The sequence below is a fragment of the Microcosmobacter mediterraneus genome (assembly GCF_031846265.1).
In the GTDB taxonomy this organism is placed as follows: Bacteria; Bacteroidota; Bacteroidia; order Flavobacteriales; family Flavobacteriaceae; genus Microcosmobacter; species Microcosmobacter mediterraneus.
This window is the reverse complement of sequence record NZ_JAVRIA010000001.1, coordinates 624,611-641,416: the sequence shown is the minus strand read 5'-3', so window position 1 is coordinate 641,416 and position 16,806 is coordinate 624,611. Positions and strand designations below refer to the sequence as shown.

13 protein-coding genes and 1 other RNA gene are annotated in these 16,806 nt (G+C 32.1%); 8 read left to right on the top strand and 6 right to left on the bottom strand.

The window, feature by feature from the left end; translation table 11 throughout:
* Positions 1-75 precede the first annotated feature (75 nt).
* Both RM697_RS02955 and RM697_RS02950 read left to right on the top strand, forming a co-directional pair.
* Positions 76-1,254, top strand: coding sequence for an acetyl-CoA C-acyltransferase (locus RM697_RS02955; protein ID WP_311426354.1), 1,179 nt, complete (start codon positions 76-78; stop codon positions 1,252-1,254).
* Positions 1,255-1,266: 12 nt separating this feature from the next.
* Positions 1,267-2,016, top strand: a complete 750-nt coding sequence (locus RM697_RS02950) for a C40 family peptidase (protein ID WP_311426353.1) — start codon at positions 1,267-1,269, stop codon at positions 2,014-2,016.
* 57 nt (positions 2,017-2,073) lie between these two features.
* Here RM697_RS02950 and RM697_RS02945 read toward each other — a convergent pair whose 3' ends face one another.
* Together RM697_RS02945 and gyrA are read right to left on the bottom strand one after the other, a co-directional pair.
* Complete coding sequence (locus RM697_RS02945; RefSeq protein ID WP_311426352.1) at positions 2,074-3,339, bottom strand: tetratricopeptide repeat protein; 1,266 nt, start codon at positions 3,337-3,339, stop codon at positions 2,074-2,076.
* A gap of 20 nt (positions 3,340-3,359) precedes the next feature.
* The gene (gene gyrA / locus RM697_RS02940) at positions 3,360-5,888 is read right to left on the bottom strand and encodes a DNA gyrase subunit A (protein WP_311426351.1); all 2,529 of its coding nucleotides are present in this window, start codon (positions 5,886-5,888) and stop codon (positions 3,360-3,362) included.
* Between the two features lie 261 nt (positions 5,889-6,149).
* Here gyrA and RM697_RS02935 point away from each other — a divergent pair, with 261 nt between their 5' ends.
* The 3 genes from RM697_RS02935 (at position 6,150) to RM697_RS02925 (ending at position 9,706) form a co-directional block, all read left to right on the top strand.
* Entirely contained in the window at positions 6,150-8,702 is a 2,553-nt protein-coding gene (locus RM697_RS02935; RefSeq protein WP_311426350.1) for an ATP-dependent Clp protease ATP-binding subunit, read from the top strand.
* Between the two features lie 86 nt (positions 8,703-8,788).
* On the top strand, positions 8,789-9,160 hold the full coding sequence (locus tag RM697_RS02930; RefSeq protein ID WP_311426349.1) for a hypothetical protein: 372 nt from the start codon (positions 8,789-8,791) through the stop codon (positions 9,158-9,160).
* Positions 9,161-9,463: 303 nt separating this feature from the next.
* Positions 9,464-9,706 carry a putative signal transducing protein gene (locus RM697_RS02925; RefSeq protein ID WP_311426348.1) on the top strand — a complete coding sequence of 81 codons (243 nt, stop codon included), beginning with the start codon at positions 9,464-9,466 and terminating at the stop codon, positions 9,704-9,706.
* On the opposite strand, the gene RM697_RS02920 is transcribed toward RM697_RS02925, so the two are convergent.
* Positions 9,703-11,328, bottom strand: a complete 1,626-nt coding sequence (locus RM697_RS02920) for an ABC-F family ATP-binding cassette domain-containing protein (RefSeq protein ID WP_311426347.1) — start codon at positions 11,326-11,328, stop codon at positions 9,703-9,705. The two genes, RM697_RS02925 and RM697_RS02920, sit on opposite strands and share 4 nt — an antisense overlap.
* A 149-nt stretch (positions 11,329-11,477) precedes the next feature.
* Here RM697_RS02920 and RM697_RS02915 point away from each other — a divergent pair, with 149 nt between their 5' ends.
* Positions 11,478-12,902: a TlpA family protein disulfide reductase gene (locus RM697_RS02915; RefSeq protein WP_311426346.1), complete on the top strand. Its 1,425-nt coding sequence runs from the start codon at positions 11,478-11,480 to the stop codon at positions 12,900-12,902.
* A gap of 28 nt (positions 12,903-12,930) precedes the next feature.
* On the opposite strand, the gene fsa is transcribed toward RM697_RS02915, so the two are convergent.
* From fsa to ffs, 3 genes are all read right to left on the bottom strand, one after another.
* Positions 12,931-13,587 carry a fructose-6-phosphate aldolase gene (gene fsa / locus RM697_RS02910; RefSeq protein ID WP_311426345.1) on the bottom strand — a complete coding sequence of 219 codons (657 nt, stop codon included), beginning with the start codon at positions 13,585-13,587 and terminating at the stop codon, positions 12,931-12,933.
* Positions 13,588-13,682: 95 nt separating this feature from the next.
* A complete protein-coding gene (locus RM697_RS02905; RefSeq protein ID WP_311426344.1) occupies positions 13,683-14,486 on the bottom strand; it encodes an SDR family oxidoreductase in 804 nt (267 codons plus the stop codon).
* Positions 14,487-14,577: 91 nt separating this feature from the next.
* Positions 14,578-14,676, bottom strand: an RNA gene (gene ffs, locus RM697_RS02900) — signal recognition particle sRNA small type.
* 132 nt (positions 14,677-14,808) lie between these two features.
* On the opposite strand from ffs, the gene RM697_RS02895 reads away from it, so the two are divergent.
* Positions 14,809-15,840, top strand: a complete 1,032-nt coding sequence (locus RM697_RS02895; protein ID WP_311426343.1) for a glutaminyl-peptide cyclotransferase — start codon at positions 14,809-14,811, stop codon at positions 15,838-15,840.
* A 128-nt stretch (positions 15,841-15,968) separates the two neighbouring features.
* Complete coding sequence (locus tag RM697_RS02890) at positions 15,969-16,736, top strand: hypothetical protein (RefSeq protein WP_311426342.1); 768 nt, start codon at positions 15,969-15,971, stop codon at positions 16,734-16,736.
* Positions 16,737-16,806: the final 70 nt, after the last annotated feature.

Sequence of the window (16,806 nt, the reverse complement as noted above, 5' to 3'; positions counted from 1 at the left end):
TTAGAGCTTTGGACTTCTTACTTTATAGTAAAATTTGATTAATTTTGCATCGACAAAAACAAAAAGTATAAATTAATGAATAAGGATGTAGTCATTGTATCGGCAGCCAGAACTCCAATAGGTAGTTTTTTAGGATCATTATCCACAATTCCTGCTCCAAAATTAGGGGCCATAGCAATTAAAGGAGCTTTAGACAAGATTAGTTTAGATCCTAATCTAGTAGACGAAGTTTTAATGGGTAATGTGGTACAAGCAGGTACAGGACAAGCACCTGCTAGACAGGCAGCAATCTTTGCTGGAATTCCAGAAACTGTTCCTTGCACCACCATAAATAAAGTTTGTGCTTCTGGTATGAAAACCGTAATGCAAGCAGCTCAAGCAATTAAGTTAGGTGATGCAGAAATCATTATAGCTGGTGGTATGGAAAACATGAGCTTAATTCCGCATTATTATCATGCCAGATCAGCTGCAAAATTTGGTCCAGTGAAGATGGAAGATGGTATGCAAAAAGATGGTTTGGTAGATGTCTACGATCAACAAGCCATGGGAGTTTGTGCAGATGCTTGTGCTACAGAATATAACTTTTCTAGAGAAGATCAAGATGCTTTTGCAATACAATCCTATAAAAGATCAACTGAAGCTTGGGATGCAGGTAAATTTAATAATGAAGTTGTTCCTGTAGAAGTTCCTCAGCGTCGTGGTGAACCTATAGTAATATCTAAAGATGAAGAATATACCAATGTTAAATTAGAAAAGATTCCTGCCTTAAGAGCAGCATTTACTAAGGAAGGTACAGTTACTGCAGCCAATGCTTCAACCATAAATGATGGAGCAGGTGCTATGGTCTTAATGAGTAGAGAAAAGGCAGACCAACTAGGATTAACACCCTTGGCTTCGATTAAAAGCTATGCTGATGCTGCCCAAGAACCAAAATGGTTTACAACTGCACCAGCAAAAGCTTTACCTAAGGCTTTAGATAAAGCAGGAATATCAATTAAAGATGTCGATTATTTTGAATTTAATGAAGCTTTTGCAGTAGTTGGATTAGCTAATATGAAAATTTTAGGTATCGATGATTCTACTGTTAATGTTAATGGTGGTGCAGTTTCTTTAGGTCATCCATTAGGATGTTCTGGTGTTAGGATATTAATTACATTATTAAATGTCCTCATTCAAAACGATGCTAAAATTGGAGCTGCTGCTATTTGTAATGGTGGTGGTGGTGCTTCTGCTTTAATTCTTGAGCGTAACTAATAGTATAGATTAATGCAATATGCCATTTGCAATCTTGGTATTGTACCACTTCGATTAGAACCTTCTGATACCGCAGAAATGGTTTCTCAGGTACTTTATGGAGATGTGTTTAAAGTCTTAGAACAACGCAGTAAATGGAGTAGGATTCGTTTAGCTTTTGATAAGTATGAAGGTTGGATTGACAATAAACAATATGCATTAATTTCTGAAAATGACTACACTGAATTAAGTACTAACGATTATAAATTATCATCAGATTTTATTGAATTTATTAGTAGTGCAGACAAGCAGCTTATACCAATTCCTTTGGGGAGCTGTTTAAATGGTTTAGAGTTACTTGAGCACAATTTTGAAGGTCATATTGTTTCTGAAAAACAAGCAAAATCTAATATTATTTCTACTGCATTTTTATATTTAAATTCACCTTATTTATGGGGCGGAAAAACTCCTTTTGGTATTGATTGTTCTGGTTTTACTCAGATGGTTTATAAGCTAAATGGTTATAAGCTTTTAAGAGATGCGTCTCAACAAGCAAACCAAGGGGAAGCTTTAAGCTTTATTGAAGAAAGTGAAGCTGGTGATTTAGCGTTTTTTGATAATGCGGAAGGCAACATTATACATGTAGGGATTATTATGGATGATAATTACATTATACATGCTCATGGCAAAGTAAGAATTGATCGCTTAGATCACTCTGGTATTTATAATGCAGAAAAACGACAGCATACACATAAACTAAGGGTTATTAAAAAGATTATATAAAAAAAGCTACTCTTAATAACTTTGAGTAGCTTTTTTTATGTTATGATTCTCTAAAATTTAGTTCCCAGATTGGATAGATTCAATTTTAGCTTTCATTTCTTTATACTTATCAGTTTCTCCAATAGAACTATAGATATTTGCTAAAGTTTGCATAATATCGGTGTTTTTTGGGCTCAATGACAGAGATTTTTGTAAGATTGGTATAGCTTGTTTATAAATATCTTTACGTTTTTCTCTTAACTCATCATACTTTTTGTCATCAGCAGCAGAGGTTCCTAAAGAGTTCATTTCCTCAACTATAGCTTGCTCTTTGTCTAATATTAAAACAGCCATGTTAGTGTAAGCATCTCCATAATTAGGATCTAGAGCAATAGCTTTTTCATAGTAAGCTTTAGCAGCTTTCTTATCTCCAGAATCAGCTGCTATTACACCTAGATTATATTGTAATTCAGCATTTTCTGGATCCATTTTAGTAGCTTCTTCCATAAGCGCTTTAAATTTATCCATCTCTCCCATCTTTAATCTCACATTAGCCTCAGTAAGTATTAAACCCATATCATTAGGATTAGCACTACGAGCTTCAGACATTGCAGTCATAGCTTTTTCAGTTTCGTCATTTTGAAGATAAATAAGGGCAATATTCTTTATGATCTCAGCAGATTTTGTCTTTTTCTTTTTCTCCTTAGGACTCATGTGCGTGCCAATAGTAACCTGAGCATCTCTCAGCGTTCTATTATCAAAAGTCTCTTCAACACCAGTTTCTTTATTAATTGCAGTATATTCTATACCAGCACCTGTAAAACCCATATCTCTTAAACTTTCATAAAACTCTAGAGATCTATCATAATCTTGTCCATTTACTGCAGTAGAGGCAGCATAGTAAAGATATAAAGTGTCTTTGGGTGACATTTTATAAGCTCTTTCAAAATCAAAAGACGACAATTTATATTGCTTAGATTGTAATTTAGAATTTGCTTTAGTTAAAAATGTATTAAGCATATTAATTTGAAGCTCTTCAATATCAGATTTGTATTTAGAGTTATTCAAACTTGCGGCTTTTGCAATACTTTCTACTGCTGCATCTTGGTCTTCATTTGAGCCTGCTCCATTAGCATAGAGTGCTTTTGATTTTAGAATATAAAATTTAGCTTTTGTCTTGTCATCAGCAGCTCCTATTAAGGATTCTGCAGACATGATAGCGCTCTTAGCTTCAGCGTAATTGTTACTCTTTATCGCTTTTTCTGCTGCTTTCAGCTCGTTTTTTTGAGCATTAGAAAATAATCCAATAGCTAGAGCTAAAGCAACGATAACTTGTTTTTTCATTGTGATAATTTTTGTTGTAATTAATTATTGTCTTCGTCTTCAGTTTTATCAATTGTTGTGCCATTATCTGTATCTAGTTCATTTTCAGATACTTCATCAGTATCATCATCATCGTCTTTCATAACCTTAGCAACTGCTGCAATAGAATCATTGCCTTTAAGATTTATTAATTTAACACCTTGTGTAGCTCGTCCCATAACTCTTAAATCAGCAACTTCCATACGTATAGCAATACCAGATCTGTTAATGATCATTAAATCATCATCGTCAGTTACATTCTTGATAGCTACTAAGTTACCTGTTTTTTCGGTAACAGAAATAGTTTTTACACCTTTTCCACCTCTATTGGTAATTCTGTAATCTTCTAAACTACTTCGTTTACCATAGCCTTTCTCAGAGACTACTAAGATATTACTTTCCATATCATTTACAGCAATCATACCAATAACTTCGTCCTTATCATTAGCTAAGGTTATACCTCTCACACCCGAAGCATTACGACCCATTGGTCTTGTCTTTGCTTCTTCAAAACGAATGGCTTTACCAGATTTTAAAGCTAACATCACTTGGCTTTCACCTGTTGTTAATTTAGCTTCTAACAATTCATCATTATCTCTAATAGTTATGGCATTAATACCATTGGTTCTTGGTCGAGAATATTGTTCTAGAGAGGTTTTCTTAACCTGACCATTTTTAGTTGCCATAATAACGTAATGACTATTAATATACTCTTCATCTTTTAAATCTTGAGTACAAATAAATGCCATAACCTTATCATCTTGTTCAATATTTATAAGGTTTTGAATAGCTCTTCCTTTTGAAGTCTTACTACCTTCAGGAATTTCATAAACACGCATCCAGAAACATTTACCTTTTTGTGTAAAGAACAGCATGTACTGATGATTTGTACCAACGAATAAATGTTCTAAAAAATCTTCATTACGAGTTGTAGATGCCTTTTGACCTACTCCTCCTCTATTTTGTGTTTTATACTCAGTGAGTGATGTTCTTTTAATATAACCAGCATGAGAAATAGTAATGACTACTTTCTCATTTGGTATCATATCTTCAATACTTAAATCACCACCAGCATATTCTATAACTGAACGACGCTCATCGCCATATTTATCTTTAACTTCTACAAGTTCTTGTTTGATAATGTCCATACGTCTATCTTTCTTATCTAAAATATCTTTTAGATCCTCGATAGTATTCATTAACGCATCATACTCAGCTCTTAATTTATCTTGTTCTAATCCTGTAAGCTGGCGTAATCGCATTTCTACAATAGCCTTAGCTTGAATCTCTGATAGCTTAAAACGTTCAATTAATTTAGCTCTAGCTTCTTCAGCATTAGCTGAAGCTCTAATCAATGCAATAACTTCGTCAATATTATCTGAAGCTATAATTAAACCTTCTAATATATGAGCACGCTCTTCGGCTTTTCTTAGTTCATACTTTGTTCGTCTTACAACAACTTCGTGTCTATGCTCTACAAAATGAAGTATTAGCTCTCTTAAATTTAATAACTGTGGTCGTCCTTTTACTAAGGCAATATTATTTACACTAAACGATGATTGTAACGCTGTATACTTATATAGTTTATTAAGAATAATATTTGGTATTGCGTCTCGCTTTAAAACATAAACTATACGCATTCCGTTTCTATCGGATTCATCTCTAATTAATGAAATGCCATCTAGTTTTTTATCATTAACTAAATCAGCTGTTTTCTTAATCATATCAGCCTTGTTAACTTGGTATGGTATTTCAGTAACTATAATACACTCACGTCCATTAACCTCTTCTATCTCAGCTTTACCACGAAGTACAATTCTACCACGTCCTGTTTCGAAAGCTTCTTTTACACCATCATAACCGTAAATAGTTCCACCTGTTGGAAAATCTGGTGCTTTTACATGTTGCATTAACTCATCGACTTGGATATCATTATTTTCGATATAAGCAATAGTACCATCTACAACTTCGGATAAATTATGTGGTGGCATATTTGTTGCCATACCAACAGCAATACCAGAAGCACCATTAATTAATAGTCCTGGAATCCTGGTAGGAAGAACAGTTGGCTCCTGAAGTGTATCATCAAAATTGAGTTTATGATCTACTGTTTCTTTATCAATATCTGCTAACATATCCTCAGATATCTTGCGCATACGAGCTTCTGTGTAACGCATTGCAGCAGGACTGTCACCATCTATAGATCCAAAATTTCCTTGTCCATCTACTAGCATATAACGTAAACTCCACTCTTGTGCCATACGCACCATAGTGTCGTAAACTGACGTATCGCCATGTGGATGATACTTACCTAAAACTTCACCAACTATTCTTGCAGACTTTTTGTGCGCAGAGTTTGCTCTAACACCTAGCTCATGCATACCATAAAGTACACGTCTGTGTACTGGTTTTAAACCATCTCTAACATCTGGTAATGCTCGTGACACAATGACTGACATCGAATAATCAATGTAAGCCGATTTCATCTCATCTTCAATGTTAATTGGAATTAGTTTTTCTCCTTCTGCCATATTCTATTATTGATTAATTTTTATGATTTTTTTCAAACGTGCTAATATAACGAAATAAGAGGTTTTATAGGAGTAATTCAGGTAATTTCAAGCATAATTTATTAACAAAATATAGGGTCAAATTCGTTAATAAGTCAGTTGTTAAACCCTTTGAAGTTTTAAAGATTTTTCACTCTCTTAGCTACATGCATTTATTTAGGGTATAGTTTTTGCCTTTGTATAAATGAAATTAGTTATTTTTAATGCAGAAAGGCGTGATATATGGACGATAATTTTTCACCAAGAGTAAAAGATGTAATTGCTTACAGTAAAGAGGAAGCACTACGTTTAGGCCATGATTTTATTGGTACTGAACACTTAATGCTAGGTTTGCTTAGAGATGGTAATGGCAAAGCTATTGATATTTTGAGCGCTCTAGAGATAGACTTAAATCATTTAAGACGAAAAGTAGAAATATTAAGTCCTGCCAATCCAAGTATAACAACCATTTCTAACGAGAAAAAAAACTTACATCTTACTAGGCAAGCCGAACGTGCTTTAAAAACTACGTTTTTAGAGGCTAAGCTTTTTCAAAGTACCTCTATAAATACCGCACATTTATTATTGTGCATTTTAAGAAACGAAAACGACCCTACAACCAAGCTTTTAAATAAGTTGAGTGTAGATTATGATAATGTAAAAGAAGAATTCAAATCTATGATAACAAGTGAAGACGACTACTTAGAAACACCTCAAGCAGAATCTTTTTCAGATGATGACATAAACGAAGAACAAGATGATGCTAAACAAAACCCATTTGGACAAACCAAAGGAAAAGGTAATAAAAAATCCAAAACTCCTGTTCTTGATAACTTTGGGAGAGATCTTACACAATTTGCAGAAGAAGGAAAATTAGATCCTGTTGTAGGTAGGGAAAAAGAAATACAACGTGTGTCTCAAATTTTAAGTAGACGTAAAAAGAACAATCCATTATTAATTGGAGAGCCAGGTGTTGGTAAATCTGCCATTGCAGAGGGCTTAGCGTTGCGTATTGTGAAACGTAAAGTGTCTAGAATTTTATTCAATAAGCGTGTTGTTACATTAGACTTGGCTAGTTTGGTTGCAGGTACAAAATATAGAGGTCAGTTTGAAGAGCGGATGAAAGCTGTTATGAACGAACTCGAAAAAAATGATGACATCATTTTATTTATTGACGAAATACATACCATTGTTGGCGCTGGTGGAGCTACAGGAAGCTTAGATGCTTCAAATATGTTTAAGCCTGCTTTAGCCAGAGGTGAAATTCAATGTATTGGTGCTACTACTCTTGATGAATACAGACAATATATAGAAAAAGATGGTGCATTAGAACGTCGTTTCCAAAAAGTACTCATAGAACCAACAACTGTTGAAGAAACTATTCAAATCCTTAACAATATAAAAGGTAAGTACGAAGAACATCATAATGTAGATTACACACAAGAAGCTATTGAGGCTTGTGTAAAATTAACAAATAGGTATATGACAGAACGCTTTTTGCCAGACAAGGCTATTGATGCTTTAGATGAGGCAGGTTCTAGAGTTCACATTACTAACCTAGACGTTCCAAAACAAATTCTTGAATTAGAAAAAAAATTAGAAGACGTTAAAGAAACTAAGAACACTGTAGTAAAAAAGCAGAAATATGAAGAGGCTGCCAAACTCAGAGATGACGAAAAACGTTTAGAAAAAGAATTAGCTATTGCACAAGAGAAATGGGAAGAAGAATCTAAACAACATCGTGAAGTTGTTACTGAAGATAATGTAGCTGATGTTGTATCTATGATGACAGGTATTCCTGTTAATAAAGTGGCACAGACCGAAAGTAATAAATTAGCAAAATTACCTGATCTTATTAAAGGAAAGGTTATTGGGCAAGATGAAGCTGTTGCTAAAGTAGTAAAAGCTATACAACGTAATAGAGCAGGACTTAAAGATCCTAATAAGCCCATTGGATCCTTTATATTTTTGGGCCAAACAGGAGTTGGTAAAACGCAGTTAGCTAAAGTTCTAGCCAAAGAGTTATTTGATAGTGATGACGCTCTTGTAAGAATTGATATGAGTGAGTACATGGAGAAGTTTGCCATCTCTAGATTAATTGGTGCACCTCCAGGATATGTTGGTTATGAAGAAGGTGGACAGCTAACTGAAAAGGTAAGACGTAAACCTTATGCAGTTATTTTACTTGATGAAATTGAGAAAGCGCATCCAGATGTTTTTAATATGCTATTACAAGTACTAGACGATGGCTATTTAACTGATAGTCTTGGTCGTAAAATAGATTTTAGAAATAGCATTATTATAATGACGTCTAATATAGGAGCGAGAAAACTTAAAGATTTTGGTCAAGGTGTAGGATTTGGTACCTCTGCCAAAGAAGCACAAGCTGCTGACAATGCAAAGAGTGTTATTGAAAATGCACTTAAAAAAGCATTTGCACCAGAGTTTCTTAATAGAATTGATGACGTTGTAGTTTTTAATGCGCTAGAAAAAGAAGATATCAATAAGATTATAGATATTGAATTAGTAAAATTAATTAAGCGCATTAAAGATTTAGGTTATACATTAAAGTTATCTAAAAAAGCTAAAGATTATATTGCAGATAAAGGCTTTGATAAGCAATATGGTGCTAGACCATTAAAAAGAGCAATTCAAAAATATATTGAAGATGCCTTAGCTGAAGAAATCATTAATTCTCAAATTTCTGAAGGTGATAAAATTTCAATGGATTACGACTCTAAAACAGAGGAGTTAAATATTAAAATTGAAAAGTCAGAAAAGCCAACAGAAGGCTAATGCATTTTGATTTAAAAAAGAGCTCTATTTATCGATAAACAGAGCTTTTTTTTGCTTTGAAAATTAGAATATCGTATTTTTAAACTATGACTGATGTCTTAAAATATGATTTCTGTACCATGCACATTCATGATACGTACTTAATCGTAGAAATGAACGATGGCATACATGTTACACCAGATCATAATAAGATTCTTTTAAATATTGCTGATACTTACTATAAAAACAAACCCTTTGTTTATCTAACACATCGCGTTAACTCTTACTCTGTAGATCCTGCAATTTACGCTGAGACTTCTAAAATAAAAAACCTAATAGGATTTGCAGTAATTTCAGGAGATTTTAAAAAGAAAAGCAATGCTGAAATTGAAAAGCTTTTCTTTAATAAAACGTTTAAGATTTTTGATACAATAGAAGATGCTGTCGTTTGGGCAAAATCAATAACTACAAAAAAATAAGAGTCTTTTCTAAATTGGAAAAGACTCTTATACAACCTAACTTAAATCAATCAAATTAATGAAATAATCCAATCAATATTACAATATAGAATCAATCAAAATCTATTTTGTTTAATAAAAATAATAATTTATTAAACAATAATTGATAATTTACATCAAAATTTAACATTAATCTTACAATTGTTTAAGCTTTAATAGCTTTGTACTTAGAATATTAATGATTGTTTAAACAAAACTAGATATAGGCTAGCAAAATTCTATGAATTTTTGTAACTTTTAGAAAGATAAAAAGACCTATATAGTATGGAAAGTCAAGGTTATATTAAAATTTATTCAGGTAATTTTATTATTGCACAACGAATTCGTGAGGAGCTCGAAAAACAAGGCATTTCTCCAATAATAAAAGATGATTCTGAGTCTGCACGTTTAGCAGGATTTGGCACATTTAGTCAGGGTCTTCAAGATCTATTCATTCATCAAGATGAACTTGAGAAATCTAGATCAATCGTAGAAGCCATTAAAGGTGAAATGGAAACAAACAACTAGGCTGTAACTGCATACATTTTCTCTCGCTGTTCCTTTATCTTGGAATCTCTCATATACTCATCAAAGGTCATATAACGATCTATAACACCATTTGGAGTTAGCTCTATAATTCTATTACCTACAGTTTGTGCAAATTCATGATCGTGTGTTGTAAGTAGAATGGTTCCTTTAAAATTTTTGAGTGAATTATTAAATGCGGTAATACTTTCTAAATCTAAGTGATTAGTTGGTTCATCTAGCATTAAAACATTTGCTCTTATCATCATCATTCTACTGAGCATGCACCTTACTTTTTCACCACCAGATAATACATCAGATGTTTTTAGTGCTTCTTCTCCGCTAAAGATCATTTTCCCAAGGAAACCTCTAATGTAAACTTCTTCGCGCTCCTCTTCTGTAGTTGCCCATTGACGTAGCCAGTCTACAAGCGTTAATTTATTATTAAAATACTCGCTATTATCTAAGGGTAAATACGATTGTGTCGTGGTAACTCCCCAAGCATAATCTCCAGAATCTGCAGATTCTTTACCATTAATAATCTGATAAAATGCTGTAGTAGCCCTAGAGTCTTTAGAATAGATAACGACTTTATCGCCTTTAGCTAAGTTTATATTTACATTATTAAATAAAACGTCACCATCTAAAGATGCAGATAAGCCTTCAATATTTAAAATTTGATCTCCTGCTTCTCTATCACGCTCAAAAATAATGGCAGGATAGCGTCTACTTGATGGTTTAATATCAGCAACATTTAGCTTATCAATCATTTTTTTTCTACTCGTAGCTTGTTTTGATTTGGCAACATTAGCAGAAAAGCGACGAATAAATTCCTCTAATTCTTTCTTTTTATCTTCAGCCTTCTTATTCTGCTGAGCACGTTGCTTTGCAGCTAATTGAGAGGACTCATACCAAAACGTATAGTTACCACTAAAGTGGTTTATTTTTCCAAAATCAATATCAGATATATGTGTACAAACGGCATCTAAAAAGTGTCTATCATGAGAAACAACAATAACACAATTATCATAATTAGCTAAAAAGTTTTCGAGCCATGATATCGTTTCATAATCTAGATCATTTGTAGGCTCATCCATAATTAAAACATCAGGATTACCAAACAGCGCTTGTGCTAATAACACTCTTACTTTTTGCTTTCCATCTAAATCACTCATTAAGGTGTAATGCAATTCTTCTTTTATTCCTAGATTAGAAAGCATTGCAGCAGCATCACTATCGGCATTCCAGCCATTCATTTCTTCAAACTCTACTTGGAGTTCGCCAATTTTTTCAGCATTCTCATCCGTATAATCTGCATATAAAGCATCAATCTTGGTTTTAATATCAAACAAAGGCTTATTACCTATGATTACAGTTTCTAAAACTGTATGCTCATCATAAAGGTTGTGATTTTGCTCAAGAACAGACATACGCTTACCAGGTTCTAAATGTACATGTCCAGAAGTGGCATCCATTTTTCCTGATAGAATCTTTAAAAATGTAGATTTCCCTGCACCATTTGCACCAATAATTCCGTAGCAATTACCTTGGTTAAAGCTAGTATTAACTTCATCAAAAAGCACACGTTTTCCAAACTGAACTGAAAGATTTGAAACTGATAACATTTTTTTTGTTTTAATTAAGCCGCAAAGTTAAAAAAAACAATGCATTGAGCCTAGTGTTTTTGTAGTTTCAACATTTAACAACGCCTTAACAACAGAAGCCGCTAACAAACTCTATTTTTGTTTCTTAATAGGATTAGAATTATTGTTGTATGAATCGCATTTTGTTATGTTGTATTTCAATTACATTGTCTTTAACTAGTTGTCTAAAAGACAGCTCTGATGATAATGATTACGCTTACTTTGGAGGTGAAATAATAAATCCTAATAGATCCTACGTAACTTTAATTAGTCCAAAAAAACAATCTACAGATACTATTCCCTTAGACGAGAACAATCGTTTTTTATTTAAAATAGATAATCTAAATCCTGGTGTATACAGATATATGCATGGACCAGAATACCAAATGGTAGTTTTAGAGCCTAATGATAGTTTAATGCTGCGTTTAAATACGTTTGATTTTGATGAATCCTTAGTTTATTCTGGAGAAGGTGCCAAAAAAAATAACTTTTACTTGGAACTATTTTTATCTAATGAAAAAGATAATCAAAAACTTGTAAACTATTGGAAGTTAGTACCTGAAAAGTTTGATTCTTTAATGCTTTACAAGCGAAATAAAAAGCTAAGTATCTTAGATGATTTTCTTAAAAAGAAAGTCTGTACAGATTTATTTAAAGAAATTGCCAAAGCTAGGATTAATTATAACTACTACTCTAGCAAAGAAATTTATCCATTTGGATATTATGGTTACAATAAATTAGTACACGTTAAAGATTTACCAGAAAATTTTTACGAATACAGATCAGAAATAAATTATAGTAATTCAAAACTAACTGACACCTATACTTACAACAGATTTTTAAGTTGGCATTTTAATAATATTGCCTTATACAATTATTATGGAGAGGAGTATTCTCATAAGGAATTTAATAGATATTCTAAGCCATACAATGCTGCAAAGCTAGAATTGATAGACAGTTTAGTTTCTGATGTATATCTAAAAAATAACATGCTTAAATATTCTGTAAAAGATTATATATCTGATAGTAATGATTTTTTAGTTTCTGAAGACCTACTTAGAATATTTAACGAAAAGAGTACCAACCAAAAAGATAAGGAAACTTTAAATGAACTTTTTGAGTCTCTTAAACGTCTAAAACCTGGTAATCCAATACCTAACGTGCAATTGGTAGATTACAATAATAAAACTTTAGACTTGGTTGATATTATAGAAAAGCCTACAGTAATATATTTTTGGTCTTCTAACTTTAAACATCATTATAGAAATAGTCACAGTATAGTTAAAGGCTTAAAAAAAGAATTTCCAGAAGTAAATTTTATTGCTATCAATGTTAACAATAGCTATGATACTTATATAAGGAATACACTCAATGAATCTGATTTCCCTAGCTCTAATGAGTTTAGATTTAAATTACCAGAAGATGCTCTAAAGACTTTAGCTATTAGCTCAGTTGATAAGGTATTAGTTCTTGATAAAAACAAACGTATTGTGCATTCTAACGCCAATTTATTTGACGACACCTTTGGTGAAATCCTAGTTAAATCATTACAATAAAAAAAAGACTCCGAAGTGGAGTCTTTTTTTAATTACCTTTTTTATTATAATCTGCAAGAAATTTTTCTAATCCTATATCTGTTAGAGGATGCCTTAGTAAACCAGATATAGAACTCAAAGGTCCTGTCATAACATCTGCTCCTAACTTTGCACAATCAATAACATGCATCGTATGACGCACAGATGCTGCCAAAATTTGGGTTTCAAAAGCATAGTTATCATATATGTGTCTTATTTCTGCAATAAGATTTAAACCGTCTGTTGAGATATCATCTAAACGACCAATAAAAGGCGATACATAGGTTGCGCCAGCTTTTGCTGCAAGTAAGGCTTGTCCTGGAGAAAACACCAAAGTAACATTGGTTTTAATACCTCTATCAGAGAAGTATTTACAGGCTTTTACGCCATCTTTAATCATTGGTAATTTAATAACAATCTGATCGTGCAATTCTGCCAGAGCCTCACCTTCTCTAACCATACCATCAAAATCGGTAGAGATAACTTCAGCTGAAACATCACCATCTACAATATTACAGATATCAACATAATGCTTTAAAATATTATCAGTACCAGTAATACCTTCTTTAGCCATTAAAGATGGATTTGTAGTTACACCATCTAATATTCCTAAATCTTGGGCTTCTTTAATTTGATCTAAGTTAGCTGTATCAATAAAAAATTTCATAAAGTTTGTTTAGTTGTGTATTAATGCTGCGAATTTACAATTATAAAAAGGGTTATTAATGATAAACTTTTCAAGATATATTAACAACCTAATTTTTATAGTTTATAATGATTCATCAAAAGTTTTTCATAAACTTTACTTGGTAATATTCGCTTTAATGTAATCGAAAATTTTTGCATGAAAGCACCAACTTTGTAATGTACTTTTGGCTTATCTGTAGTAATGATGTTATATATAGCCTTTGCCATTTGCTTGGGATCGCTACCTTCATCTACGTGCTCGTCCATCATTTTTAAGGAATGACCATATTTCTCTTTATATGGAGAATCTTCTAAAACTGGTGAATGATATCGACTAGCCGCAATATTGGTTGCAAAATCGCCAGGAGCAACATCTGTGATTTCAATATTAAAATCTTTTAATTCCATTCTAAAAGTCTCTGTAACTATACTTAAAGCACTTTTACTAGCACTATAAACACCTCTAAACGGTAAACCCATATAGCCAGCAATAGATGTAATATTGATTATAAGTCCAGAGTTTTGAGAGCGCATGGATGGCAAAACGGCTTTTACTACATTTACTGGTCCAAAGAAATTAGTTTCAAAATTGCGCTTAATTTCAGCATCTGGTACTTCTTCTAAAGGACCTGTAATTCCTACTCCAGCATTATTAATAAGGATATCTATTTTGTCCTCTAGTTTTAAAACTTCAGTAATACAATGTGTAATAGTTTCAATTTTTGTAACATCTAAAGCAACAATCGGGAATTTGCTATCTGGATATTTTTCAGGATTTCTACTAGTTCCATACACCGAATACCCTTTTTCTAACAAATAGTCTCCAATAGATTTTCCGATTCCGGAAGAACCACCTGTAATTAAAACAACTTTAGACATTACAATGGGTTAAAAATTTCAAATTAAAAGTACGAAGTTTAAAAATATAATAATTTGAGTATTCAAAAAAAGCTTGAATTTATTATACAAAAAAAGGCAAGCTACCTACATCACACCGCTACGACCGCGTACCTTTGCTACGTTCCCGTCCTGGAGGATTAAGCAGGAGCTGGTTGTGTAGGACTTGCCTAGGCAAAGATACAACCTTTTCATACTTCCGCAATTATTTAGCTTAAATTTATTTATAATTTTTTAATAAAAAATAGCAATTATTTTCAAAGCATAATATTAATTAAATACCTTGTCAAAAAATTTTAAATTCATGCAGGTTTTTAAGTTATTGTTTTCGTTTGTTCTTGTTATTTCACTTGTGAGTTGTGGTAGTGGTACTGCAGAAAAAGCTTCAAAGCTTTCCATAAAAACTAATGCTATAAAAGGTGAAATTATACTAGGCGAATCCTTAACTTTTTCACTTAACAATCCAGAAAATCTAGAGATTGACTCCGTTAGTTTTTCAATAAATGGTCAGAGTATTACTTCACCATTTACATTGAGCGATGTTAAACTCGGAAAACAAAATTTAGTAGCTACTGTAAGTTTTGATAATAATAGTAAAGACGTTACTAAAAGTATTACTATCCTAAATAATATTAAACCAAAAGTTTATGGTTTTGATATTATCAATGAATATCCTCATGATATCACATCTTACACACAAGGCTTAGAGTTTTATAATGGAGTGCTTTATGAAAGCACAGGACAATATGGAGAATCTAAACTACGTAAATTAGATTATAAGACTGGTGAGGTATTACAAAGCATAGATTTGGCTAAAACTTACTTTGGAGAAGGCTTAACAATATTAAACGATAAAATATATCAGCTAACATGGCAAGAAAATACAGGTTTTGTTTATGATGTAAACAACTTTAATAAAGAAAGTAGTTTTAAATACGGAAATAGTAAAGAAGGTTGGGGAATTTGTAACGATGGATCTTTACTATATAAATCAGATGGTACCGAAAAAATATGGACACTTAATTCTTCAACGCTTACAGAAGAAGGTAATATACAGGTCTATACTGATAAAGGTAAAATACCTCAACTAAATGAATTAGAATGGATTAACGGAAAAATATATGCCAATATTTATCAAAAAAATGGTGTGGTAATTGTTAATCCTAATAATGGTGCAGTAGAAGTTGTTATTGACTTTTCTTCACTGAAAGATAAAGTTACTCAGCACAAAGGTTTAGATGTTCTAAATGGCATTGCTTACAATCCTGAAACCAAAACCATTTTTGTTACTGGTAAACGCTGGGATAAACTGTTTGAGGTTAAAATAACGGAATAGTTTCAAATTTTGAGCATTCAAAAAAATCTTCTCTATTTTCTTATTAACAAACATTTAGGTTAAAATTTTTATAATCCGCAGGTCAAGTTTTTTACAATTAACTTACTTAGTATTGTAATTAACTATCAATGCGTTTTTTTCTTTTTATTTTTTTGTTAAATATAACTACAGTACCTCTAATTGCTCAAAATATAACTGGCAAAGTTTATGACGCAGAAACTACTGTAAAAGGTATTAAAGTCATTAACATATCGCAAAATAGCTTTACTGTAACAGACAGCCATGGTAATTTTAGTATTGCTGCAAAGGTAAATGACACATTATCGTTTCAATCACTGTTTCATTACAAACAAGATATAGTTATTAATGAGACACATTTTGAAGGCATTTTTGTTTTTGAACTTAAAAAAATTGTCAATGAGCTAGACGAAGTATTTTTATCAAAAGAACCCGAGCAACCCTTGTTTGAAGAAAAGTCATATAATACTAATCTTAAACAAACGATTCAAAATGATATAAAAAAGAATCCTCACCTCTATCGTCCTCAAAGTATGAATCAAGGTGTAGATTTAATAGCATTACTTAGTCTTGTAGGTAAGTTATTTAAAAATAAGCGTAAAGCTCAAAAGGTAATAGTACGTCCAATAACCTATGAACAATGGTCTATATTATTTAATACAAATCCACTAATTAATAATGAGTATTTACAACATGAATTAAAAATACCTAAGGAATACCTTGTGTTGTTTATTGAATATTGTAGTGCCAAAGAACTCCCTTCTAGCTTATTAAAAAAAGAGCAAGAAATCTATTTGTTGGATGCCATTATCAATAGTAGTACTGAATATCTCGTCATTTTAGACGAATTTAGAAATCAACATATCATTAAAGATTAAACAAATACTCATAATTCTTTGTGCTTTTACAATATACCTTTTAATCAAAAGTTATATTTTTAAGCCATTA